The organism is Streptomyces hygroscopicus (assembly GCF_026168105.1).
Taxonomy (GTDB): Bacteria; Actinomycetota; Actinomycetes; order Streptomycetales; family Streptomycetaceae; genus Streptomyces; species Streptomyces hygroscopicus_D.
Window position 1 is genome coordinate 122,644 of the sequence record NZ_LBMW01000020.1, and the last position, 24,298, is coordinate 146,941.

Here is a 24,298-nt window from a genome sequence, read left to right on the forward strand (position 1 = left end):
TTGGAGCGCCGACGGAAGGGGCGGGTCGCACGGGAGTGCGCCCCGCCGGTCGGACCACAAGGGCCGCACCGGTACGGTTCCATGACCGAACCCGATTGTGGACCTGCCGCATTCATCTGCGATAGTCGACCTTGCGGCAGCCACCCATTGACCCGGGCACCGGTTCGTCGCAGGCGCCGTGGCGTACACCCCAAATCCGCTCGCGGCGCCCGAAGAAGCCCTGGCCGCACGGCGGCCGGGGCTTCTGCCGTGCCGGCGCGCCGCGCTCAGCGGTCGGCGACCCGCATCTCGAACCATGTCGTCTTGCCGCGCGGCAGCAGATCGACCCCCCAGCGGTCGGCGAGCTTGTCGACGAGGAAGAGACCGCGCCCGCTCAGATCCAGTTCCTGGACCGGAATCAGACAGGGCAGTCCGCGGGAGGGGTCGCGGACCTCGACACGGATCCAGCCCCGGCGGCGGCGCAGGCGTAACCCGAAGACGCGTGCCCCGGTGTGCCGCACGGCGTTGCCGACGAGTTCGGAGACGAGCAGAACCGCGTCCTCGGTCATCCTCGGGGTGAGCCCCCAGTGGCGCAGGATGACGACCTGGACGAGCCGGCGCGCGGTGGCAGCGGATTCGGGCCGGGAGGGCAGAGGCACCTCCGCGTCCGCGGGATTGCCGAACAACTCAAGTGCTTTGAGCGCCCGTTCGTCCTCGACCGCAGGCGACCAGCGTGCCGCGGTCGCACTCGCGTGCCGCCGCGGCTGTTCGACACCCTCCAGCCCCGCCATGCACCCATCATGGCCGTACAGGACGCCACTCGGAGGCGTTACGACGGAATACGCCCCCCGGAACAGTACATTCCACACCCTTCGATCGGCATATGCCACCTGCACAATGGGACCCCTTGCACCCCAACCGGCCTGCAATGACAGGTCAGTTGGGGGCAAGGTCCAGACGACCGGGACCAGATGGCCTTAAGGTTGTCTTAAGGTTGCCATAAACCGCCCCATCGGGGGACACCGGGTAGGACGTCGCGTCAACTACAAGTGGATCTGCGTAACTTGCTGAACAATTCTCAGGTTGGGCCGGGTCAGGCGAACTTCGCCTTGCCCGGCCCTTCTTCCACGAAACTGCGCATTCCGCGCTCGCGGTCCTCGGTCGCGAAGAGGCCCGCGAACCAGGTGCGCTCCACCGCGAGTCCGGTCTCGATGTCCGTCTCGAGGCCGGTGTCGACGGCCTCCTTGGCGGCGCGCAGCGCGATCGCCGGACCCTGGGCGAGCTTCGCGGCCCAGGCGTGTGCCTCGGCGTACACCTCCCCGGCCGGCACCACCCTGTCGACCAGCCCCAGCGTCAGCGCCTCGTCCGCCTTCACCATCCGGCCCGTGAAGATCAGGTCCTTGGCCTTGGACGGGCCGATCAGGCGCGCCAGCCGCTGGGTGCCGCCGGCACCCGGGATCAGGCCGAGCAGGATCTCCGGCTGCCCCAGCTTCGCGTTCTCGGCGGCGATGCGGTAGTCGGCGCACAGCGCCAGCTCGCACCCCCCGCCCAGGGCATAGCCGGTGATGGCGGCGACGACCGGCTTGGGGATACGGGCGATGGCGGTGAAGGACTCCTGCAGGGCGCGCGAGCGCAGGACCATCGCGGCATGGTCCATGCCCTGCATCTCCTTGATGTCCGCGCCCGCCGCGAACACCTTCTCGCCCCCGTGGATCACCACGGTGCGCACGTCCTCGCGGCGCGTGATCTCCTCGGCGAGCTCCTTGAGCCGGTCCTGGGTGGCGACGTCCAGCGCGTTCATGGGCGGGCGGTCCAGACGGAGCGTGCCCACGCCCTCGGCGACTTCGAGATGCACAGTCATGCCACGAAGGTTAACGGGCACTAACGCCACCGGACCCGGTGTGCTCGCTCACAGCGGCTCACCGGGTCCGACGGGAGAACGTCCCTACTTGATCCACTCGTCCCAGGACATGTTCCAGCCGTTGAGCCCGTTGTCGGGCTCGACCGTCCTGTCGTCGGAGTTCTTCACGATGACGACGTCGCCGATCATCGAGTTGTTGTAGAACCAGGCGGCCGGAACCGATCCGTCGTAGCCGCCGCGGACGTCGCGCAGGCCGACGCAGCCGTGGCTCGCGTTGTAGTTGCCGAAGGCGTCGCCGCCCCAGTAGTTGCCGTGGATGAAGGTGCCGGAGTCGGTCAGGCGCTGGGCGTGCGGCACGTCCTTGATGTCGTACTCGCCGCCGTAACCGACGGTCTCGCCGTTCATCCGGGTCACCACCAGGCGTTCGCTGATGACCATCTGGCCGTTCCAGGTGTCGTAGCCCGGCTTGCCGGTGGTGGCGGGGAGGGTCTTGACGACGTTGCCGTCCCGCCGGACGACCATTTCGTGGGTCTTGGCGTCGACGGTGGATACCTGGCTGCGGCCGATGGTGAAGTTCACGGTCCTGACCTGCGTGCCGTAGACACCGGGCCGGCCCTCGACACCGTCGAGGTTCAGGTTCACGGTGACCTTGGTACCGGGCTTCCAGTACTCCTGGGGCCGGAAGTCGAGGCGGTCGTTGCCGAACCAGTGGCCGCGGACCTCCACGGCCGGCTCGGTCTTGATGGTGATGGCCTTCTCGACGTCGGCCGGGTGCGTGATGCCCCGCGTGAAGCGGATCGAGAACGGCATGCCGACGCCGACGGTGGTGCCTTCGTCGGGCGTGTAGGTGCCGACGAAGGTGTTCTGCGGGGTGAGCGTGGTGAACGAGGACTCCTCGGCGGAGGTGAGACCCGCGGAGTCCTTGGCGACCGCGTGAACCTTGTACGTGGTGGCCGCCGCCAGATGGGTCGAGGGCGTCCAGTCGGCGCCCCCGCCGCTGATCTGCCCGGCGACCGCGCGGCCTTGGCGTCCTGGACCGTGACCTCGGTCAGCCTGCCCTTGGCGGCGGTCACCTTGAGGGCGCCGCTGGTGTCCACGGACTTGGAACCGTTCTTCGGGGTTATGGTGACGACGGCCTGGGACTGCTTGCTGCCGGCCGTGCCGGAGCCATTGCCCTGCCCGTCACCGGCCCCCGGGCGGGCGTTCCCTCCCCCGCCGCACGCGGTGGTGGTGAGCAGGAGGGCACCGAATATCAGTGCCGTCAGCCTCCCGCGCCCACGCCGCTGCGGTCGGCTCGTCCGCCCCCGGGGCGCCGCCGCCGGTGCCGAGAGGCCCGCCGTGCCCATCCCTTCGGACCCCCGCCCGCTCGTCCCCGCGTCACCGGCGCGCCCCTGCGCCCCTCTCACGCGCGCGTCAACCGACGCCCCCGATATCGGTCGCCCGTTCACTTTTCCCGTCTCCCCTCGCACGGCCTGACAAGGCCCGCACCCCAGCGCGACCCGCGCGCATTGCGCAAAATTAATCACACGCCCCGGCCCGATGACTCCCCGGGATTGTCACCGTTCAGTCCCAACTTGGGCAGCGCCAAGGAGCACCGGGCCGCCCGGCGCGCACCCCCTGCCTCCCCCGTGCCGCGCTACCCCACCGCGCCGCCGGCCTTCCAGTCGTCCCAGCTCATGTTCCACCCGCCGAGCCCGTTGTCGGGAGAGACCTGCTTGTCCTCGCTGTGGACGACCTCGATGACGTCACCGACGAGGCTTCGGTCGAAGAACCAGGCCGCGGGGGTGTCGGAGCCGCCGCCCTTGACGTCCCTGAGCCCCACGCAGCCATGGCTGACGTTGGTGTGCCCGGGGGCGTGCGGCGCCCAGTAGTTGCCGTGCACGAAGGTGCCGGAGCTGGTCAGGCGCATGGCGTGCGGGACATCCGGGATGTCGTACTCACCGCCGAAGCCGACCGTGCGGCTGTTCATGCGGGTGACCTCGAACATCTCCATGACCACCATCTTCCCGTTGTACGTGGTGGTCTTCGGGGCGCCCGCGGTGATCGGCACGGTGCCGATCAGGCGGCCGTCGCGGCGCACCCTCATGGTGTGGGTGGCCGCGTCGACGAGGGAGACCTGGCTGCGGCCGACGGTGAACGAGACGGTCTTGTACTGCAGTCCGTACACCCCGGGCGCACCCTCAACATCACGCAGCCCCAGCGCGACGGTGACCTGGGTGCCCGGCTTCCAGTACTCCTCGGGCCGGAAATCGAGGCGGTCCCTGCCGAACCAGTGCGGGCGGATCTCGACCGCCGGCGTCGCGGTCACACGGATCGCGCGCTCGACCGCGGCCCGGTCGGAGATCTGCCGGTTGAACTGGAGGGACACGATCATCCCGGTGCCCACGGTCGAGCGGTTCTCGGGAGTGACGTAGCCGATGAACCGCTCGTCGGGGACGAAGGTGGTGAAGACGCAGTGGCGGGCCGTGCGGTGGCCGTCGCCGTCGAGGGCCACCGCGTCGACCGTGTACCTGGCGGCGAGCGCGAGGCGGCGCTCGTCGGGTTGCCAGACCTTGCCGTTGTCGGAGAGGTGCCCGCGCACCGGCGAGTCCTGTCCGTCCTGGGACCGGACGACGGTCACCGATTCCAGACGGCCCTCCGGCACCCGGACCAGCAACGGCCGGCCGGGGCGCACCTGCTTGCTGCCGTCGTCCGGGGTGACATGGATGACGTTCTCGGCCGCGGGCGCCTTGCCGAGCATGTCGTCGAATCCGTGGGAAGTGCAGCCGGCCATGAGACCCGCCCAGGTCAATGCGGCGGCCAGCGCGGCTCCTGCGCGTCGCGCGCGTGTCTGTACGTGCATCACGACGATCCCAACGACCCAGCCCTCCTGGGGAAACGTGAGTGCGAGCCACGCTCTGGGCAGAACAGTGGGGAGGACGACGCGACGGGGAGCCGCGCCCGTGAGCCGCAGGGGCGCGCCGGAGTCGGGCTTGGCCGGCAGGAGGCGGGACACCGTGCGCCCTTTCCGTGTCGTCCCGACGAGCCGCGGGAGGCCGGAACGTGTCGAGCGCAGCCGAGCGGGAGGCCGTGCAGGAGGCAGTACAGGAGGAGCGGGCGGACGAGGGACGGTCCGCGCGTCCGGCCGCCGTGCTCAACGGCAGGCGGCACCCGGGGCCGCCCGTGCCCGTGTGGCCGGGCGCGCCCACGCCGCTCGGGGCGCGCTTCCGCGCGGGCCCGGACGGTGTCGTGGGCACCAACTTCGCGCTGTGGGCGGGCGGCGCGGAGGCGGTCGAGCTGTGCCTGTTCGACGGGCGGGGCGCCGACAGCCGGGAGACCCGGGTCCGGCTCACGGAGCTGACCCACGAGATCTGGCACGGTTTCGTACCGGGCGTGATGCCCGGACAGCGGTACGGCTTCCGGGTCCACGGACGCTGGGACCCGTGGACCGGGGCGCGCTGGAACCCGGCGAAGCTGCTTCTGGACCCGTACGCGCGCGCGGTGGACGGCGCCATGGACGTCGGACACGGTGGCCTGCCGCCGGAGGTGTACGGGCATGTCCGGGACTGGCCGCAGCAGCATGTCGCCGACACCGTGCGCGACGAGCGGGACTCTGCGCCGTACGTCCCCAAGGGCGTCGTCGTGCACGATGGCGGACCCGACGACGAATGGACGTACGACCACCGCCCGAAGACGCCGTGGGCCGACTCGGTGATCTACGAGCTGCATGTCCGCGGCTTCACCCGGCGGCACCCGGACATCCCCGAGGAACTGCGCGGCACCTACGCGGGCCTTGCGCACCCGGCGGCGGTCGAGCACCTGGTGAAGCTGGGCGTGACAGCGGTGGAACTGCTGCCGGTGCACCAGTTCGCCCATGAGGACCACCTGCTCCGGCGGGGTCTGACGAACTACTGGGGCTACAACTCGATCGGGTACTTCGCCCCGCACGCGGCCTATGCGTCCTCCGGCACGGCCGGCCAGCAGGTCGGCGAGTTCAAGCGGATGGTACGGGCGCTGCACGCGGCCGGGATCGAGGTGATCCTCGACGTGGTCTACAACCACACGGCGGAGGCGGACGAGCTGGGCCCGATGCTGTCGCTGAAGGGGATCGACAACCGCGGCTACTACCGTCTGCAGTCGGACGCGCGCCGGTACGCGGACTACACGGGCTGCGGCAACACCCTGCACGTGGTGCAGCCGCACGTGCTGCGCCTGATCACCGATTCCCTGCGCTACTGGGTGACGGAGATGGGGGTGGACGGTTTCCGCTTCGACCTTGCCGCGGCGCTGGCGAGGTCGATGCACGACGTCGACATGCTGTCCCCGTTCCTGGCGGTCATCGCCCAGGACCCGGTGCTGCGCCGGGTGAAGCTGATCGCGGAGCCGTGGGACGTCGGCTCGGGCGGCTACCAGGTGGGGGCTTTCCCGCCGCTGTGGACCGAGTGGAACGACCGCTACCGCAATGCCGTACGGGACTTCTGGCGGGGCGCACTGCCGGACGTCCGCGACCTGGGCTACCGCCTGTCGGGGTCGAGCGACCTGTACGCCTGGGGCGGCCGCCGCCCGTATGCGTCGGTCAACTTCGTGACGGCGCACGACGGTTTCACGCTGCGCGACCTGGTGTCGTACGAGCGCAAGCACAACGAGGCCAATGGCGAGGGCAACCGCGACGGCTCGGACGACAACCGCTCGTGGAACTGCGGCGCGGAGGGCGAGACGGATGACGAGCGGGTACGGGCGCTCAGGCGACGGCAGTTGCGGAACCTGCTGACGACACTGTTGCTGTCGACGGGCGTGCCGATGCTCGTGGCGGGCGACGAGATGGGCCGCACCCAGCGGGGCAACAACAACGCGTACTGCCAGGACAACGAGATCGGCTGGGTCGACTGGAGCCTCCGGGACGCGCCCGGCTGGCGGGCGCTGTTCGACCTGACCGCGCGGTTGATCGAACTGCGCCACCGTCATCCGGTGCTGCGCCGCCGGGCGTTCTTCTCCGGTAGGGCCCATTCGGCGGACGGCCTCAGGGACCTGGCGTGGTTCACGGCGCGCGGGGCGGAGATGACCGAGCGCGACTGGTACGCGCCGGCCGCGACCCTGGGCATGTACCTCTCCGGTCGTGACATACCGGGCCGTGACTCCCGCGGCGCACCGGTGGTGGACGACAGCTTCCTGGCCGTGCTGCACGCGGGGGACCGCCCGGTGAGCTTCGTGCTGCCGGGCCCGCCGTGGGCGCACCGGTACGAACTGGTCGTGGACACGTCCTGTGAGGAGCAGGCCGACCCGCCGGGGACGGTGCACCGGGCGGGGGCGACGGTGACGGTGCCGGCACGGGCGGTGCTGCTGCTCCGGGTCGCGGACGGGGCGGCGGCTCCCTCGGCCAGGGTGCCCACCGACCAAGAACGATGATCTTTCAACGGGGGACCGACCGCGTGGGCGTGGCTCTGCCCCTTGCCCGACGTCTGTCCCACCGGGTCGCGCCGTTCGCGTCCGATCCGGCGGGCGGTCCCTCGAACGCCCGGGCGCAGGGCTGAACGCGCAGGCAAAGGACCGGCCGAGGACTCCGGGTGGGCCTGGGCGGTCGCACCGCCCATCGCGTACGGCCCCTCGAACGCGCAGGTCGTAGGACCCGCGGCGGACCCCGGTCCGGCCAAAACTCGGTGGGCACTGTCAGTGCCGGTCCGTAGGCTCGCCCGTGATGCCCACACCACCTGTATCGCCCAAGGAACGTTCCGCCGTCCGCACCCTGCTGCGACTGTGGCCCTATGTGCGGCCGGTGCGACTGCGGCTGTTCGCCGCCGCGTTCGTCGCGGTCGTCGCGTCGTGTGTCGGCCTGGTGATCCCGCTCGTCCTGAAGTGGCTGGTGGACGGGCCGGTGGCGGACCGGGACCCGGCGGGTGTGTGGCTCGGCGCGCTGTATCTGCTGCTCCTCGGGATCGCCGAGGCGCTGCTGTTCGGGATACGGCGCTTGCTGGTCGCCCGGCCGTTGTCCCGGGTCGAGGCGGACATGCGGGCTGATCTCTACCGCCATCTGCAGCGGCTTCCGGTCGCCTTCCACGACCGCTGGCCGTCGGGGCAGCTGTTGTCGCGAGGCACGACGGATCTGATGCTGCTGCGTCAGTTCCTCGCCTTTCCACTTACGTTCCTCCTGGTCAACGCCGTGACGATTCTGGTCGGCGTGATCATCATGCTGCTCCAGGACTGGACGCTCGGACTGGTCATCCTCGGGCCCGGCATCCCGGTGATGGTCATGTGCGCGGTCTTCGAGCGGCGGTACGCGCAGGTGGCGCGGCGGGCGCAGGACCAGGTGGGCGATCTGACCACCGTGGTCGAGGAGAGTGTGCTCGGCATCCGGATCGTCAAGGGGTTCGGGCGGCACCGCAGCCAGGCCCGGGCGTTCCGGGAACTGTCGGGGACGCTGCGCGGGACGGAGCTGGCGAAGGCTCGGCTGCTCGCCTCGATCTGGGCGGTCATCGTCACACTGCCGGAGCTGGCGATCGGGGCGGCCCTGGTGCTGGGCACGGTACGAGTGGCCGACGGCGCCCTCTCCGCGGGGACGTTGGTGGCGTTCCTGTCCACGGCGCTGGCGCTGCGCTGGCCGGTGGACTCGATCGGCTTCCTGCTGGCGATGAGTCAGGAGGCGGCGACGGCGACGGAGCGATTCTTCGAAGTGATGGACGAGGAGCCGGAGCAGGACGCGGCCGCGCCCGTCCTCCCCCGAACCCACGCCTTCGCCGGCGGAGCAGGAGGAACCCCCGTCGACCCGGCGGCACGACCGCCCGCGGCCGCGCAGGACGGTCTCCGTTTCCACGGCATCCGGTTCCGCTACCCCGACGCCCCCTCCGGCTCCCCGCCCCTCCTCGACCGCATCGACCTCCACGTCCGCCCCGGCGAGACCATGGCCCTCGTCGGCGCCACCGGCAGCGGCAAGACCACGCTCACCGCGCTCATCCCCCGTCTGCACGAGGCCACCTCCGGCCGGATCACCCTGGACGGCCGGGACATCACCGCCATGCCCCGCGAAACGCTGCGCGAACTCGTGGCCGTCGCCTTCGAGGAGCCCACCCTCTTCTCCGCCACCGTCGCCGACAACGTCCTCATGGGCGCCCCGGACTCCGCGGGCGACCGGGAGCTGGAGCGCGCCCTCGCGATCGCCCAGGCCGACTTCGCGCACGCCCTCCCCCAGGGCACCGGGACCCAGGTCGGCGAGCAGGGCCTGAGTCTGTCCGGCGGCCAGCGCCAGCGTCTCGCGCTGGCCCGCGCGGTCGTCGGCGGCCCCCGCTTCCTCGTCCTCGACGATCCCCTCTCCGCCCTGGACGTGCACACGGAGGCCGCGGTCGAGGCGGCGCTGCGCCGGGTGCTGGACGGGACGACCGCCCTGGTCGTCGCGCACCGCCCGTCCACGGTCCTGCTCGCCGACCGCGTCGCCCTGCTCTCCGGCGGCCGTATCGCCGCAGTCGGCACTCACCAGGAACTGCTGCGCACGAACGCCGAGTACGCCCATCTGATGTCCGGAGACTCCGAGAACAGCGAGGAGGCCCGATGACGGCGCCCTTCCCCAAGCTCTCCGCCTCGTCCGAGCAGGGAAGACCCCGATCGACCGCGCCGGCCGGCGAGAACAGCGCGAACGGCGAGGACACAGCCGGGGGCCGGTCCGCCCCGGGGCCCGGCACCTGTGACGATCCCTTCGACCGGGACACCCTCCCCACACCACCGGGCGCCACGGGCACGCTGCTGCGGTCACTGCTCGCCCCGCTCCGCGCCCGCACCCTCCTGACCTGCGTGCTGCTTCTGCTGCAGCAGGCCGCGGTGCAGGTGGGCCCGCTGCTGGTGGCCTACGCCCTCGACCGCGCCGTACCGGCGTTGCGGCACGGCGACCATGGTCCGCTGATCGCGGTGGCGGTCGCGTACCTGCTCTCCGCGGCGACGGCCGGCGGTCTGCAGTATGCGTTCATCGTCGCCTCCGCCCGCGTCAACCAGGACGTGCTGCTCGATCTGCGGGGCCGGATCTTCCGCCACGCGCAGGCGCTGAGCATCGACTTCCACGAGCGTTACACCTCGGGCCGGCTGATCTCCCGCTCCACGACGGACGTCGAGTCGCTGCGCGAACTGCTCAGCGAGGGCCTGCAGGAACTGGTCACGGTGATCCTGTCGTTCGTCTACATCTCGGCGATGCTCCTGTGGCTGGACCCCGGCCTGGGCGCGGTGGCGGTGGCGTCCCTCGTACCGCTGTACTGGCTGATCCGGCTCTACCGGCGCCGGGCGGGCCGGATCTTCCGCCGTCGGTCGACCGCGATCGCAGCGGTCATCGTGAAGTTCGCGGAGACGATGAACGGGATCCGGCCGGTGCGCGCGTTCCGCCGCGAGGAGGCCAACGACGCGGGCTTCCGCGTCCTGAACGAGCGGCACGCGCGGACCAATGGCGACGCGCTCCTGGAGATGGCCCGCTATGTGACCGGCTCCCGGCTGGTGGCCAACACGGCGGTGGCCGGAATTGTGCTGTGGGGTGCGTACCGGGTGGCGGAAGGCTCGCTGGCACTGGGTGTGCTGGCGGCCGCGGTTCTCTACCTCCGGCGCCTGTACGACCCCATCGACCGGCTCGGCATGTTTCTCAACGCGTACCAGTCGGCCGCGGCCTCACTGGAGAAGATCGCGGGGCTGCTGGCACAGACGCCGTCGGTTCCCGAACCGTCCACGCCCCGGCGGCTTCCTCCCGCGGAGGGTGACCACCCTGGCCGCGAGGTCGTGTTCGAGGGCGTCCGGTTCGCGTACCGCACGGGCGGCGAGGTGCTGCCGAGCTTCTCGCTGACGTTGCCGGCCGGGCAGACGGTGGCCGTGGTCGGGGCGACGGGCGCCGGCAAGTCCACGCTCGCCAAACTGCTCGCCCGCTTCTACGACCCCTCCGACGGCAGGGTCCTGCTGGACGGCGTGGACCTGCGTGACCTCGCGCTGCCCGAACTGCGGCGAGGAGTGGTGATGGTGACCCAGGAGGCGTTCCTGTTCTCCGGCACGATCGCCGAGAACATCGCGATCGGCCGCCCGGACGCGAGCCGCGAGGAGATCGAGCGGGCGGCGAAGGCGATCGGTGCGCACGATTTCATCAGCGCGCTGCCCGAGGGCTACGACACCGACGTCCGCAAGCGCGGCGGTCGCATCTCGGCCGGGCAGCGCCAACTCGTCGCTTTTGCCCGGGCGTTGCTCGCCGACCCGGCGGTCCTGATCCTCGACGAGGCGACCAGCTCCCTGGACATCCCCGGCGAACGGGCCGTTCAGCGGGCGATGGTGACGGTACTGCGGGGTCGTACGGCAGTCGTGATCGCCCACCGGCTTTCCACGGTGGAGATCGCGGACCGGGTCCTGGTCATGGAGGGAGGCCGCATCGTCGAGGACGGCAGCCCCGCCGAACTGATCGCGGGGACGGGCCGTTTCGCCGACCTGCACCGGGCCTGGCGGGACAGCCTGGCCTGAGGGACCGGTTCCAGGATCCGCGGATCGGTGCGCAATGCCGGCTGAGGATGCGCAATGAATACGCAAATCCGGGACGCGGTGCGCATTCAGTACAGTCCGTGGCCGCCGTTTTCGATCTCTTGCGGTCTTTCGGGTCGGGGCACGCGTGGGCTCCGTACCGTCCAGAGCATGACGATACGGAGCTCGGGCACCACTCGTCATACACGCAAGGTTCCAACGGCGTCGATCCGGTACGAGGACGCGTCGGTACGTGAAGTGCCGGTACGACAGTTGCGGTCGGCGGACTTCGCGGAGTCGATGCCGTGGCGGGATGTCCGGTAGGTACACGGGATGACCCATTACTCGGGGAGATACGCGTCGGTGACGACGGGCGGGCACGTGGTCTATGAGAGTCGGTTGGAGCTGGACCGGCCGCTGCTGGCGGTTTTGATCCTGAGGTGCGGGGGACCTTCGCTCAGCCGTGTCGGCTGGCGGCTCGGGTCCGTGACCGGGTTCGGCACCATGTTCCGGGCTTTCTTGACGGGCCTGTCCGTCGGTGCCGCTGGTTCGTTGCCGTAGCGGAGTGATGGTGCTGGTCGGTGTCGTCGCTTCTGCTTTACGCCGACTCAGGTACTGCCATAATCGCGGCAGGCGGATCCATCGGACTGTGGATCTAGTTCTACCCAGGGGGCTTGTATCTCGTAAATCTGCCGGCATTGCTTGTCGTCGAGGGGCTTGCCCCTGGCACGTCCCGCTGATCAGAGCATGCGGCCATGCATCCTGTTCGCGGCGGTCCCCAGCCACCGCTCAAGCAGCGAACACCTGCGGTTGATCCGAAGTCCGTCCGCACCTCCTCACCAAAAACACCTACACGGAAAGCAGCTCATATGTCGAAGAGACTGGTCAGCGTATCTGACGGTCACCTCGTCTTCGGCGAGGCTGTGTCACGCATCGCCGAGTCACTGAACCCGCTCGGCGCCGCCGCCAGGCTTGTCGCCGAATCCTACGCCCTGACCACCGAGATGCGGCGAATCAATCTGGAGAAGACCCAGGCCGCCGACAGCAAGGAGATCACCCTGGCGCTACTGGACCAACGCCGTCGGGAATCCTCCGGGATGCTACGACAGCAGCAACAGGAACTCGGCCAAGCCGACACCAGCGCGCAATCACTGCGGGAATGCATGGTCAACATGCAGCGTGAAACCGTCAAGCCCGGACTGGCGTCGGAGGAACGCATCGCATACGTCGAATTGACCAAACACTTGACCACCATGCTTGTCCAGCATCACACGGAACAGGCAGGCGGCCTCGCGGTCGCCCTCGATCAACTGCTCAACGGCGCCGGCGCAACAGCTCTCGCCCCGGCGTCACGCAATGCCGGATCACGGCAGCCGACAGCGCCGCGGCAGCGGCCCGGGCGGCATGACGCCGGGCAAACGCCGCGCACTGCAGGCCGTGATCGCGGGCGACGAGGGTGACGGCGGGTCACTGAACTGTGCCCAGTAATCGTAACGGCGGCGCTGGTTGCGCCATCGCGCTACTCGTTGTCGGCGGCCTGTTCTTCGGCGTTCCAGTGACGATGATCCTGGCGGCACCGGCGCTCGCGGCCCGCATCGAGTTCAGTGGTGCGCATAGTCTGGCGCCCTACCTGCGGGAATGGCTGTGGGCGTCGATCGCCTCGCCGCTGCTGGCCGTGGCACTGGTCCGGCTGGTCCTCCCTGCGAAAGGCCGGCTTCGCAGCCGGTCAGTGCCCGCGGTGAAACGTTGGCTCGGCCTGCTCGCGCGGGCCGCATTCGTGCTCGGTGTGATCAACGTTGCCGTCTTCGTCCAGTTGACCGACGCGGGGCGCACCGACCACGTCATCGCGAACGGGCTACCACTGTTCACTCTCGCGGCTGTGCTCGGCATCGCCACGCTCATCGCGATCTCGGTGTTCGACCGTCGGACGCCCGTCTCCGTCCAGGAGATCCACGCCGCAACCGCGGAAGCGAAGCGGGCACTGAGTCGGGTCCGCGCTGAGAACGAGCGGGTACGCCGACAGGCCGAGCAGGTACAGGCGCGACTGGCGAAGCTCCGCGCTCGAGCTGCCGGTCCGGCCGACGGTTCGACTCACTCCACCAGCGGACGGGCGAGGGACAAAAAGAATGATCGCCGACAGTCAGCCCGATCCGATCTCGATTTCCACGCCCTTCGCATCTTCCACCGCGAGTCGTATCTCTGTGCCGACACCGCGCATGTGGCGTACCAGTCCGCGCAAACGTCGCTGCGGACGATGTCGTATGTAGTGCGGCGAGCGCAGATCGGTACGCAGATCTGGCTGCCGACGAGCCGCGCGTCGAAGGTGGCACGCGCTGAGATGCGAGACGCCGCAACGCATCTGGCGCGGTCGCATGGCGAGCTACGGACACAGGTCGACCAGGGATTGGGCCTGGTACGTACCCTTAATGCCAACACCTCCGATCTCAAACACGAGATCCGCGACAACTACGGTGAGGACGGCCGGTCGTGGTTCGAGGCACTCGAACAGCGCATCGCAGAAGCTCGAGCCGAGCGTCGCGCGAGCCGCATCGGCTGACGACCGCGTCAGGCTTCGGTCGTTCGGGTGCGGTACGCGCCCACGTTGAGCCAGTAGCGGAACGCCCGCTCATGGTTATCGATCCACACCACCCGGTTACTCAAAGACCCTTGTCCGATGGCATGAATCTCCACGTGCTGACGGCCGACTACCCTGCATTGCCCACAGCCCTCGCTCTGCCCCGCCTTGCTTTCGCTGAGCAGGGCACCGCCGTGGGATCAGCAGGGCATGAAGAACTGTCCGCGGTAGCCGATGAGCTGACCAAGGACGGCACCGTGACATCGATCCGCCCCACGATCCGCGCCGGTCACAAGACGATCATCGCTGCCCTTGCCCGACGCGTTCGAAGCGCTGAGCAACCTCCACTCCCCACACTCATCGAGATGCCCGAGGACAACTCACAGTGAACAGAAGGAGAAACCAGCGTCTGGCGGGCATTCCGGTGCTGACACCCGGCTTCACCATACGGCGTTCGGGTCGGCCATTCAGTAGCAGCTCGCCGCACCTCTTGGCGGCGGGGCCGGAACACCGCGGTGTTCCGGCCCCGTTGTTCACATTCGCGGAGAACCCGGGGCGCCGCCCGTTCGCAGGCGGGAGCACACCGGTGGCGCGCATCTGAACGGTCCGTATAGCGAACGTGACCATCCGGGCAACGGACGACTTCCGGCCAAGTTATTGATGCGCTCCTGACAATGTGAGCGGTCTCTGCCACGCTTCCCAGGGCCCCTTCACAGCAACCCCACAGATGCGCCGCTGTGCCGTGGGCCATGACCTTCACGCAACTGGTTCCGCGTTCCGCCTGTACTGCCCGGACGGCCCCCTTCCGTCCGGTCTCCCCTGGCCGCGCGATCCGCGGCCGTGCAGAAGGAGTCAGTGTTGAGAAGCAGTTCCTCTCGCAGACGCACCTCCCACATCCCCTCCCCTCGTGCCGCGGCCGTCGCCCTCGCCGGCGTCTCCGCCCTGCTGGCCGCCGCCATCCAGTCGGGCGCCGCGAGCGCCGCCCCGGCCCAGCCCGCCGCCGGGAAGATGAACCCGGCCCACACGGCGTTGAGGCTCTCCCCCTCACAGCGCGCAGAACTGCTGCGCGACGCCGACGCGGCGAAGGCGGCCACCGCCCGCGCGATCGGGCTCGGCGCACAGGAGAAGCTGACCGTCCGTGACGTCGTCAAGGACTCCGACGGCACGCTTCACACCCGCTACGACCGCACCTACGCCGGCCTGCCGGTTCTCGGCGGCGACCTGGTCGTCGACACGGCGAGGTCCGGCAAGACCGAGCGGGTCATCAAGGCCACCCAGGCCACCATCAAGGTCTCTTCGCTCACGCCCGCCGTCGCCGCCTCGACGGCGGAGAAGCAGGCGGTGTCCGCAGCCAGGGCGGCGGGCTCGACGAAGACCGGCGCCGACGGCGCACCCCGCAAGGTGATCTGGGCTGCGAGCGGCAAGCCGGTCCTGGCGTACGAGACGGTGGTCGGCGGCCTCCAGGACGACGGCACCCCGAACGAGCTGCACGTCATCACCGACGCCGCCACCGGCAAGGAACTCTTCCGCTACCAGGGCATCAAGAACGGCATCGGCAACACCCAGTACAGCGGCCAGGTCACGCTGACCACGACGCAGTCCGGGTCGACGTACACGCTGAACGACGGGTCGCGCGGCGGACACAAGACGTACAACCTCAACCACGGCTCGTCCGGCACCGGCACGCTGTTCTCGCAGACGAACGACACCTGGGGCAACGGCACCACGTCGAACGCCGCGACCGCGGGCGCCGACGCGCATTACGGTGCGCAGGAGACCTGGGACTTCTACAAGAACACCTTCGGCCGCAGCGGCATCAAGAACGACGGCACGGCGGCCTACTCCCGGGTCCACTACGGCAACTCGTACGTGAACGCGTTCTGGGACGACAGCTGCTTCTGCATGACGTACGGCGACGGCTCCGGCAACGCCGATCCGCTGACCTCGCTGGACGTGGCCGGCCACGAGATGAGCCACGGCGTCACCTCCAACACCGCCGGCCTCGAGTACAGCGATGAGTCCGGCGGCCTGAACGAGGCCACCTCCGACATCATGGGCACGGGCGTCGAGTTCTACGCGAACAACAGCTCGGACCCCGGTGACTACCTCATCGGCGAGAAGATCAACATCAACGGCGACGGCACCCCGCTGCGCTACATGGACCAGCCCAGCAAGGACGGCTCGTCCAAGGACAGCTGGTACTCGGGGATCGGGTCCGTCGACGTCCACTACTCGTCCGGGCCCGCCAACCACTTCTTCTACCTGCTGAGCGAGGGCAGCGGCGCCAAGGTCATCAACGGCGTCAGCTACAACTCGCCGACGGCGGACGGCCTTCCGGTCACCGGCATAGGCCGTGACAAGGCGCTGCAGATCTGGTATCGGGCACTCACCACGAAGTTCACCTCGACCACCGACTACGCGGCGGCCCGCACCGGGACCCTGGCTGCAGCGGGCGAGCTGTACGGCACCTCCGGTGCCGAGTACAAGGCGGTGCAGGACGCGTGGGCGGCGGTCGCGGTCGGATCGCGCTCCGGCGGCGGAGGCGGGGGCGGCAGCTCCTACGAGAACACGACCCCGGTGTCCATTCCGGACAACGGGCCCGCGGTCACCTCGTCGATCACCGTGTCCGGCAGGAGCGGAAACGCGCCGAGCAACCTCCAGGTGACGGTGGACATCACGCACACCTGGCGGGGTGACCTGGTCATCGATCTGGTGGGCCCCTCCGGCACCTCGTACCGCCTGAAGAACTTCAGCTCGACCGACTCGGCGGACGACGTGAAGGCCACCTACACCGTCAACGCGTCCTCCCAACCCGCCAACGGCACCTGGAAGTTGAAGGTCCAGGACAAGGCGGCGGAGGACGTCGGCACGATCAACAGCTGGAAGCTGACCTTCCCGTAAACCGCTCTCCGAGCGGCACGGGCGGGGCGCCGTCCGGGGGTTCGAGTCCCCGGGCGGCGTCCCTTCATGTTCCTGAAACGTTCACCGGGATGTCGATTTTGAGCCAACATCACATCCGGGTCATGACATGTACGCGTCCTTGGTGTCACTCTTCCACCGCACGGCTCACCCGCACCGCGACTTCACACCTTCCGTACGACCACCCCACGTCGTACGGTCGCCCCCACATAAGGAGCTTGCGTGACTCCCCTCTACGCGCGTCACAAGCGCACCACTCTGGCCATCGCCACCGCCGTCGCGGCCGGAGCCCTGCTCACCACCGGTCTGACCACCGGAGCCTCCGCACAGACCGCCTCACCCGCCGGCCAGGCCCGGCCGCTCGCCGCCGCGCCGATGGCGCTCACCTCGGCCGCCCGCGCCTCCCTCTTCAAGGAGGCGCAGACCGCCGCGTCCGAGACAGCCCGGAAGATAGGCCTCGGCGTCAAGGAGCAACTGGTCGTCAAGGACGTCATGAAGGACGCCGACGGCACCGTCCACACGCGTTACGAACGCACCTACGCCGGCCTCCCGGTCCTCGGCGGCGACCTGGTCGTCCACGAGTCGAAGTCCGGCAGGACCGAGGGCGTGACCAAGGCGACGGCCGCGGCCATCAAGATCGCCTCGCTCACGCCCCAGATCACCGCGTCGAAGGCCGAGAAGCAGGCCGTGACGGCCGCTCAGTCGGCGGGCTCGGCGAAGACCTCGGCCGACAGCGCGCCGCGCAAGGTCATCTGGGCGGCGAGCGGCAAGCCCGTCCTCGCCTACGAGACGGTGGTCGGCGGCCTTCAGGACGACGGCACCCCGAACCAGCTGCACGTCATCACCGACGCCGCCACCGGCAAGAAGCTCTTCGAGTACCAGGGCATCGAGAGAGGCACGGGCAAGAGCCTGTACTCCGGCACCGTCAGCCTCAACACCACCAAGTCGGGCTCGTCGTACCAGCTGTACGACACCACGCGCGGCGGCCACAAGACGTACAACCTGAAGCACAGCAGCAGCTCGTCCAAGGGCACCCTGTTCACCGACGCGGACGACACCTGGGGCACCGGTACGGCCTCCAGCTCCTCCACCGACCAGACCGCGGCCGTCGACGCCGCGTACGGCGCACAGGTGACCTGGGACTTCTACAAGAACACCTTCGGCCGCAGCGGCATCAAGAACGACGGCAAGGCCGCGTACTCCCGAGTCCACTACGGCAACTCGTACGTGAACGCCTTCTGGGACGACAGCTGCTTCTGCATGACGTACGGCGACGGCGAGGGCAACACCCACCCGCTGACCTCGCTGGACGTGGCCGGCCACGAGATGAGCCACGGCGTCACCGCAAACACCGCGGGCCTCGACTACAGCGGCGAGTCGGGCGGCCTGAACGAGGCCACCTCGGACATCTTCGGCACCGGCGTGGAGTTCTACGCCAACAACCCCTCCGACCCCGGTGACTACCTCATCGGCGAGAAGATCGACATCAACGGCGACGGCACCCCGCTGCGCTACATGGACCAGCCCAGCAAGGACGGCGGCTCCGCCGACTCCTGGTCCTCCGGCGTGGGCGACCTCGACGTGCACAACTCGTCGGGCGTGGCGAACCACTTCTTCTACCTCCTGTCGGAGGGCAGCGGTTCGAAGACCATCAACGGGGTCTCGTACGACTCCCCGACGTCCAACGGCTCCACGGTCACCGGCATCGGCCGCGACAAGGCGCTGCAGATCTGGTACAAGGCGCTGACCACGTACTTCACGTCGACCACCGACTACAAGGCCGCCCGTACGGGCACGCTCTCGGCGGCAGCCGACCTCTACGGCTCCGGCAGCGGCGAGTACAAGGCGGTGGCGGCGGCCTGGTCCGCCGTCAACGTGAACTAGTACAGGCACAGGCGACACAGCGGCCCCCGACGGGAAGATGACGCCGGGGGCCGCCCTACGCTGAGGTCTCATGTCTTTGACGGACTTCACGTACGAGGATGTCGGCGCGACCCGCAAGCCCGGCAACTGCCCCGAGGGTTTCCACCCCCTGCACGTCCGCACCCGGGTCGGCGAGGGCGAGGAAGCCTTCCGCCGCGCGTCCGGGGCGCTGTTCTCCTGGGAAATGCACCGGGCCGCGGGTTTCGGCATGAGAACGGACGCGGAGCGGGCGGCGGTCGACACGGACGTCACCGTCACCCTCGGCGGCATGATCAAGGCGCCGTGCCGCGTCGTGTGGACCCTGGAGGAACCCCGCCGCGCCGGCTGGGCGTACGGCACTCTGCCGGGCCACCCGGAGTGCGGCGAGGAGGCCTTCGTCGTCAACCGCACCGGGGACGGCACCGTCTGGCTGACGATCACCGCCTTCAGCCGCCCGGCCAAGTGGTACACGAGGGCGGGCGGCCCGGCGACCCGGGGGGTGCAGCATGCGTACGCGCGCCGGTGCGGGGCGGCTCTGCGGAAGCTCTGCGCCTCCGTCACGGAGGGCTGAGGGCTCCTGCCCGCTGCCGCCGGCTCAGTACGGACCCGGGCGGTCCCGAACGGCCGGCAGCGGAAGGCGGGCCTGCGCCGTCACCGCATCAACACCCCCGCCGCCTCGACCAGCTCCTCCGACGGCGCCGCCACCAGCCCCAGCTCCGCGCTCGAGGCGAGCAGCCGATGGGCGGGAAGGATACGGACCGTGTAGCCGAACGGCCCGGTGCGGTCGAGGGCCAGCGGGCCCTCGTACACCCAGCGGCCCTCCAGGTCGGGCCCGCCCGCCGGTTTCAGCGCCGTCGCCGTCGCGTCCGCGATGCGGTCGTCCGTGTCGACACGCCCCGCCACCGCCTGGACCTCCACATCCTCCGGAGCCAGGGCACCGAGGCCGACGCGGACCCGAACGGAGAGCGTCGCGCCCAGTTCCGCCGTCGCCGACGCGACCGAGGTCTCGACGTGGTCGACCGTGACGGCCGGCCAGGCCGCCCGCACCCGCGCCTTCCAGGTGGCCAGCTCGCGCGCCGCGTCCGGCGTCATCGCCCGGTGTGCGTGGGCCGCGGGGGTGTACAGGCGCTCCACGTACTCGCGGACCATCCGCCCGGCCAGCACCTTCGGGCCCAGGTGCATCAGGGTCCGGCGGACCATCTCGATCCAACGGTCCGGCAGTCCGCCCTGGCCCCGCTCGTAGAAGCGCGGCGCCACCCGCCGTTCCAGCAGGTCGTACAGCGCAGCCGCCTCCAGGTCGTCGCGCCGGTCGTCGTCGGTCGCCGTGCCGTCCGCGGTGGGAATCGCCCAGCCGAAGTCGGGCTGGAACCACTCGTCCCACCAGCCGTCCATCACCGACAGGTTGAGGCAGCCGTTGAGCGCCGCCTTCATCCCGCTCGTCCCGCAGGCCTCGAGCGGGCGCAGCGGGTTGTTCAGCCACACGTCGCAGCCCGGGTAGAGCTTCTGCGCCATCCCCATGCCGTAGTCCGGCAGGAAGACGATGCGGTGGCGCACGCGCGGATCGTCCGCGAACCGGACCAGCTCCTGGACCAGTCGCTTCCCGCCGTCGTCCGCGGGATGTGCCTTCCCGGCCACGACGATCTGGATCGGGCGCTCCGGGTGGAGCAGCAGCTCCATCAGCCGGTCCCGGTCGCGCAGCATCAGCGTCAGCCGCTTGTACGAGGGCACACGCCGGGCGAACCCGATCGTCAGGACGTCGGGGTCCAGCACCCCGTCGATCCAGCCCAGTTCGGCCGTCCCGGCGCCTCGCTGGCGCCAGGACGCGTACAGCCGCTCCCGCACCTCGAGGACCAGCTGCTCGCGCAGCACCCGGCGCAGGTCCCAGATCTCCTGGCCTGCGATCTCCGCGATCGCGTCCCAGCGCTCGGGACCGCCCACCGTCATGGCGTCCTCGGTTCGCTGCGCGCCCAGCTGCCGTGCCCCCAGCCGGAACACCTCCGGTGCCACCCAGGTCGGCGCGTGCACCCCGTTCGTCACCGATGTGATCGGCACTTCGTCGGGGTCGAAGCCCGGCCACAGGCCCGAGAACATCTCCCGGCTGACACTGCCGTGCAGCAGGGACACGCCGTTGGCACGCTGGCCGAGCCTGAGCCCCATCACCGCCATGTTGAAGAGATTCGGCTCGCCGTCCGGGTAGGTCTCCATCCCGAGCTGGAGGATCCGCTCCACCTCGATCCGCGGAAGCTCGGCGTCCGGGCCGAAGTGGCGGGCCACCAGCTCCCGGTCGAACCGGTCGATGCCGGCCGGGACGGGCGTGTGCGTGGTGAAGACCGTACCGGCGCGGACCGCCTCCAGGGCGGAGTCGAAGTCGAGGCCGGCCTCACAGATTTCGGCGATCCGCTCCAGGCCGAGGAAGCCCGCGTGTCCCTCGTTGGTGTGGAACACCTCGGGCCCGGCGTGCCCGGTCAGCCGGCAGTACGTGCGCACGGCGCGCACCCCGCCGATGCCCAGCAGCATCTCCTGGAGCAGCCGGTGCTCGCTGCCGCCGCCGTACAGCCGGTCGGTCACGCCCCGCTCGCCGAGGTCGTTCTCCTCCACGTCCGAGTCGAGCATCAGCAGTGGAACGCGGCCCACCTGGGCGAGCCAGACATGGGCCCGGAGCCGGCGGCCGCCGGGCAGTCCCAGCGAGACCTGGGCGGGGGTGCCGTCCGGCTCCCTGAGGGGCACCAGCGGCAGTTCGTTCGGGTCGAGCACCGGATAGTGCTCCTGCTGCCAGCCGTCCCGCGACAGGGTCTGCCGGAAATAGCCGTGCCGGTACAGCAGGCCCACGCCGATCAGCGGGACACCGAGGTCGCTGGCCGCCTTCAGATGGTCGCCTGCAAGGATGCCCAGTCCGCCGGAGTACTGGGGCAGCGCGGCCGTGATGCCGAACTCGGGCGAGAAGTAGGCGATGGCGGCCGGGAGGTCGGACGAGCGGGACTGGTACCAGCGGTCGCCGCTCACATAGTCGTTCAGGTCGTCGGCGGCCGCGGTGAGGCGGCGCAGAAAGCGGCGGTCCTCGGCCAGCTCCGCGAGCCGGGCGGGCGGCACGCTCCCCAGCAGCCGCACCGGGTCGCCGCCCGCGGCGGACCATCGCTCGGGATCGACGGACTGGAAGAGGTCACGGGTCTCCGCATGCCACGACCAGCGCAGATTACGCGCCAGATCGCTGAGCGGGTGAAGGGCTTCGGGGAGGACGGGACGTACGGTGAACCTGCGGATGGCCTTCACGAATTCCACCTTCACGGAGGACGTACGCGGCATGTCATCCCCGACGGTACGCTGCGTGGCGGCGTCACGGTTCGCTTACTGCCGGGTTTGTACGCACGCGGTGTTCCGGTGAACCCGATATGGCCGATTCAACCCGCTGACGCGACCTTGTGGCGATTCACACCGCACGAGAGGCTGCCCCCGGGCGTACCGGCCGACGACGGGCCCCGCGTGGGGCAACTCCGGCCACCGCACCCCGAGTCGAGGAGGGGGACCCACGGCATGGCACGGATGAGAAACGCGCGTCTGCGCTGGGCGGGCGGGCTCACCGCGGTCACCACGGTCGCGGCGGTCTCGGTCGGCACCCAGCCCGCGCAGGCGGCCCCGGAAGGGACGATCACCGGCGCCGGCACCCGCGGCGCCGTCATCGGAAGCTACATCGTGACACTCAAGGGGGGAACGAAGGCCCTGTCGGCCACAGGCAAGGGCATCGCCGAGAAGTACGGGGCGAAAATCAGCCGGACCTACGGGACGGCGCTCAACGGATACGCGGTCACGGTCGGCGAACGGCAGGCCCGGCGCCTCGCGGCGGACTCCCGTGTGGCCTCGGTCGTCCAGGACACCAGGGTCGCGCTGGAGCACATCCAGAAGAACCCGCCCTCGTGGAGCCTGGACCGCATCGACCAGCCCGTCCTGCCGCTCGACCAGGGCTACACCTGGCCCGAGGCGGGCGGCGCGGGCGTGACGGCGTACGTCATCGACACCGGTATCCGCATCTCGCACCAGGACTTCGGCGGCCGGGCGAGCTACGGCTGGGACTTCGTGGGCAACGACAGGACCGCGTCCGACGGCAACGGACACGGCACGCATGTGGCCGGAACCATCGCGGGTACCGCGTACGGGGTGGCCAAGCGGGCGAACGTCGTCGCCGTGCGCGTCCTCGGCGACGACGGCTCGGGCACCACCGCGCAGGTCATCGCGGGCATCGACTGGGTGACCAGGAACGCGAGGAAGCCCGCGGTCGCCAATCTGAGCCTGGGCGGCCCCGCCAACGCCCAGCTGGACGCGGCCGTACGCAACTCCATCGCCTCGGGCGTCACCTATGCGGTCGCCGCCGGCAACGGCGGACTCCCGGCCGGCCTCTACTCCCCGGCCCGCGTCCCGGGGGCCATCACCGTGGGCGCCAGTGACCGGAACGACGCCCGGGCGGGCTTCTCCAACTGGGGCCCGAGCCTGGACCTGTTCGCCCCCGGCGTGGCCATCACCTCCGACTCGTGTGCGAGCGACACCGCGCGGGCCACCCTGTCCGGTACGTCGATGGCGACACCGCACGTCACAGGGGCCGCCGCGCTGTATCTCGCCGACCACCCCAGGGCCACTGCGGCGCAGGTGAGCCAGGCGCTCGTGCACCGGGCAGCATCGGGGAGGATCACCGGAGCCGGCGAGGGATCACCCGACAAGCTGCTTCAGGTCGACAACCCTTGATTCTCCGTTAACCGGGCACGCGTACCCTTGCCGGCCTCGCCCCCAGCGGGCGGGGCCGGTCCCTTTTAGGTCGTCCGGAAGCGGCCGGTCTTGAACGTAGACATACGCGTGAGTAGTTAACAAAGTGCCGGAATGCTCACCCGCACAGGGTGGGAAGGCTCCTTCGGTAACCCCGCCGGCCCACCTTCCGACACCCCCATCCGCCCACCCAGTTTGACGCGGACAGGAGCGGTCATGCCCCCGACTCACCCCTCGCCGGCACGTCCGGCACCCGGCACCGGCACCTCCCCCACTGGGAAGGCCGATGCCGGTCCGCCCGTCCCGCGGACACCCTCCGCGGGCCCGAGTCCGACCCCTGCCCCGGGAGGCGGCCCCACCCTCGGGCGCATTCCCGTCCTCGACGTAGAGCCCCTCGTCCACCAGGGACGCCGCCCGGCGAAGGCGGTGGTGGGGGAGGAGTTCGAGGTGTCGGCCACGGTCTTCCGCGAAGGCCACGACGCCGTCGCCGCCAACGTCGTCCTGCGGGACCCAGAGGGTCGTCCCGGCCCCTGGACACCGATGCGCGAACTCGCTCCCGGCACGGACCGCTGGGGCGCCACCGTCTCCGCGCCGAGCGAGGGCCGCTGGACCTACGCCGTGGAGGCCTGGGGCGATCCGGTCACCACCTGGCGGCACCACGCGCGGATCAAGATCCCGGCCGGGATCGACACCGAGCTGGTCCTGGAGGAGGGCGCGCGGCTGTACGAGCGCGCCGCTGCCGGCATCCCCGAGGGCGAGGATCCGAGGGATGTGCTCCTCGCCGCGGCCGACGCCCTGCGCGACACCGGCCGACCTGCCGCCTCCCGTCTGGCGGGGGCGTTGACTCCGGAGGTGGACGGGGTTCTGGC

Annotated in this window: 15 protein-coding genes and 1 pseudogene; 11 read left to right on the forward strand and 5 right to left on the reverse strand. The window is 70.1% G+C overall.

Annotated elements, in window-relative coordinates; genetic code table 11:
* Positions 1–266: 266 nt before the first annotated feature.
* The 4 genes and pseudogenes from AAW14_RS20620 to AAW14_RS20635 all read right to left on the reverse strand — a co-directional run bounded on the left by AAW14_RS20620 (position 267) and on the right by AAW14_RS20635 (position 4,685).
* Positions 267–875, reverse strand: coding sequence for an ATP-binding protein (locus tag AAW14_RS20620; RefSeq protein WP_416223342.1), 609 nt, complete (start codon positions 873–875; stop codon positions 267–269).
* Between the two features lie 197 nt (positions 876–1,072).
* Entirely contained in the window at positions 1,073–1,840 is a 768-nt protein-coding gene (locus tag AAW14_RS20625; RefSeq protein ID WP_265565373.1) for an enoyl-CoA hydratase/isomerase family protein, read from the reverse strand.
* Between the two features lie 84 nt (positions 1,841–1,924).
* Positions 1,925–3,288: pseudogene (locus AAW14_RS20630) on the reverse strand (L,D-transpeptidase).
* 188 nt (positions 3,289–3,476) lie between these two features.
* Positions 3,477–4,685, reverse strand: a complete 1,209-nt coding sequence (locus AAW14_RS20635; RefSeq protein ID WP_265565391.1) for a L,D-transpeptidase — start codon at positions 4,683–4,685, stop codon at positions 3,477–3,479.
* A gap of 197 nt (positions 4,686–4,882) precedes the next feature.
* Here AAW14_RS20635 and glgX point away from each other — a divergent pair, with 197 nt between their 5' ends.
* The 9 genes from glgX to AAW14_RS20680 all read left to right on the forward strand — a co-directional run bounded on the left by glgX (position 4,883) and on the right by AAW14_RS20680 (position 19,248).
* Entirely contained in the window at positions 4,883–7,225 is a 2,343-nt protein-coding gene (gene glgX / locus AAW14_RS20640; RefSeq protein ID WP_265565374.1) for a glycogen debranching protein GlgX, read from the forward strand.
* Positions 7,226–7,514: 289 nt separating this feature from the next.
* On the forward strand, positions 7,515–9,362 hold the full coding sequence (locus AAW14_RS20645; protein WP_265565375.1) for an ABC transporter ATP-binding protein: 1,848 nt from the start codon (positions 7,515–7,517) through the stop codon (positions 9,360–9,362).
* Positions 9,359–11,284, forward strand: a complete 1,926-nt coding sequence (locus AAW14_RS20650; protein ID WP_265565376.1) for an ABC transporter ATP-binding protein — start codon at positions 9,359–9,361, stop codon at positions 11,282–11,284. The genes AAW14_RS20645 and AAW14_RS20650 overlap by 4 nt, the downstream gene beginning before the upstream one ends.
* An 866-nt stretch (positions 11,285–12,150) precedes the next feature.
* Positions 12,151–12,741, forward strand: a complete 591-nt coding sequence (locus AAW14_RS20655; RefSeq protein WP_265565377.1) for a hypothetical protein — start codon at positions 12,151–12,153, stop codon at positions 12,739–12,741.
* A 17-nt stretch (positions 12,742–12,758) separates the two neighbouring features.
* A complete protein-coding gene (locus tag AAW14_RS20660; RefSeq protein ID WP_265565378.1) occupies positions 12,759–13,838 on the forward strand; it encodes a hypothetical protein in 1,080 nt (359 codons plus the stop codon).
* Between the two features lie 110 nt (positions 13,839–13,948).
* On the forward strand, positions 13,949–14,245 hold the full coding sequence (locus tag AAW14_RS20665; RefSeq protein ID WP_265565379.1) for a hypothetical protein: 297 nt from the start codon (positions 13,949–13,951) through the stop codon (positions 14,243–14,245).
* 469 nt (positions 14,246–14,714) lie between these two features.
* Positions 14,715–16,757: a M4 family metallopeptidase gene (locus AAW14_RS20670; protein WP_265565380.1), complete on the forward strand. Its 2,043-nt coding sequence runs from the start codon at positions 14,715–14,717 to the stop codon at positions 16,755–16,757.
* 240 nt (positions 16,758–16,997) lie between these two features.
* On the forward strand, positions 16,998–18,659 hold the full coding sequence (locus AAW14_RS20675; RefSeq protein ID WP_265565381.1) for a M4 family metallopeptidase: 1,662 nt from the start codon (positions 16,998–17,000) through the stop codon (positions 18,657–18,659).
* 70 nt (positions 18,660–18,729) lie between these two features.
* Entirely contained in the window at positions 18,730–19,248 is a 519-nt protein-coding gene (locus tag AAW14_RS20680) for a DUF1990 domain-containing protein (protein WP_265565382.1), read from the forward strand.
* An 80-nt stretch (positions 19,249–19,328) separates the two neighbouring features.
* Here the strand turns inward: AAW14_RS20680 and AAW14_RS20685 are convergent, their stop codons facing one another.
* A complete protein-coding gene (locus tag AAW14_RS20685) occupies positions 19,329–21,947 on the reverse strand; it encodes a glycosyltransferase family 1 protein (protein WP_265565392.1) in 2,619 nt (872 codons plus the stop codon).
* A 261-nt stretch (positions 21,948–22,208) separates the two neighbouring features.
* Between AAW14_RS20685 and AAW14_RS20690 the strand changes: the two genes are divergently transcribed.
* Together AAW14_RS20690 and AAW14_RS20695 are read left to right on the forward strand one after the other, a co-directional pair.
* On the forward strand, positions 22,209–23,411 hold the full coding sequence (locus AAW14_RS20690) for a S8 family peptidase (protein ID WP_265565383.1): 1,203 nt from the start codon (positions 22,209–22,211) through the stop codon (positions 23,409–23,411).
* 234 nt (positions 23,412–23,645) lie between these two features.
* On the forward strand, positions 23,646–24,298 hold a 653-nt coding region (locus AAW14_RS20695; protein WP_265565384.1), incomplete at its 3' end, for a maltotransferase domain-containing protein.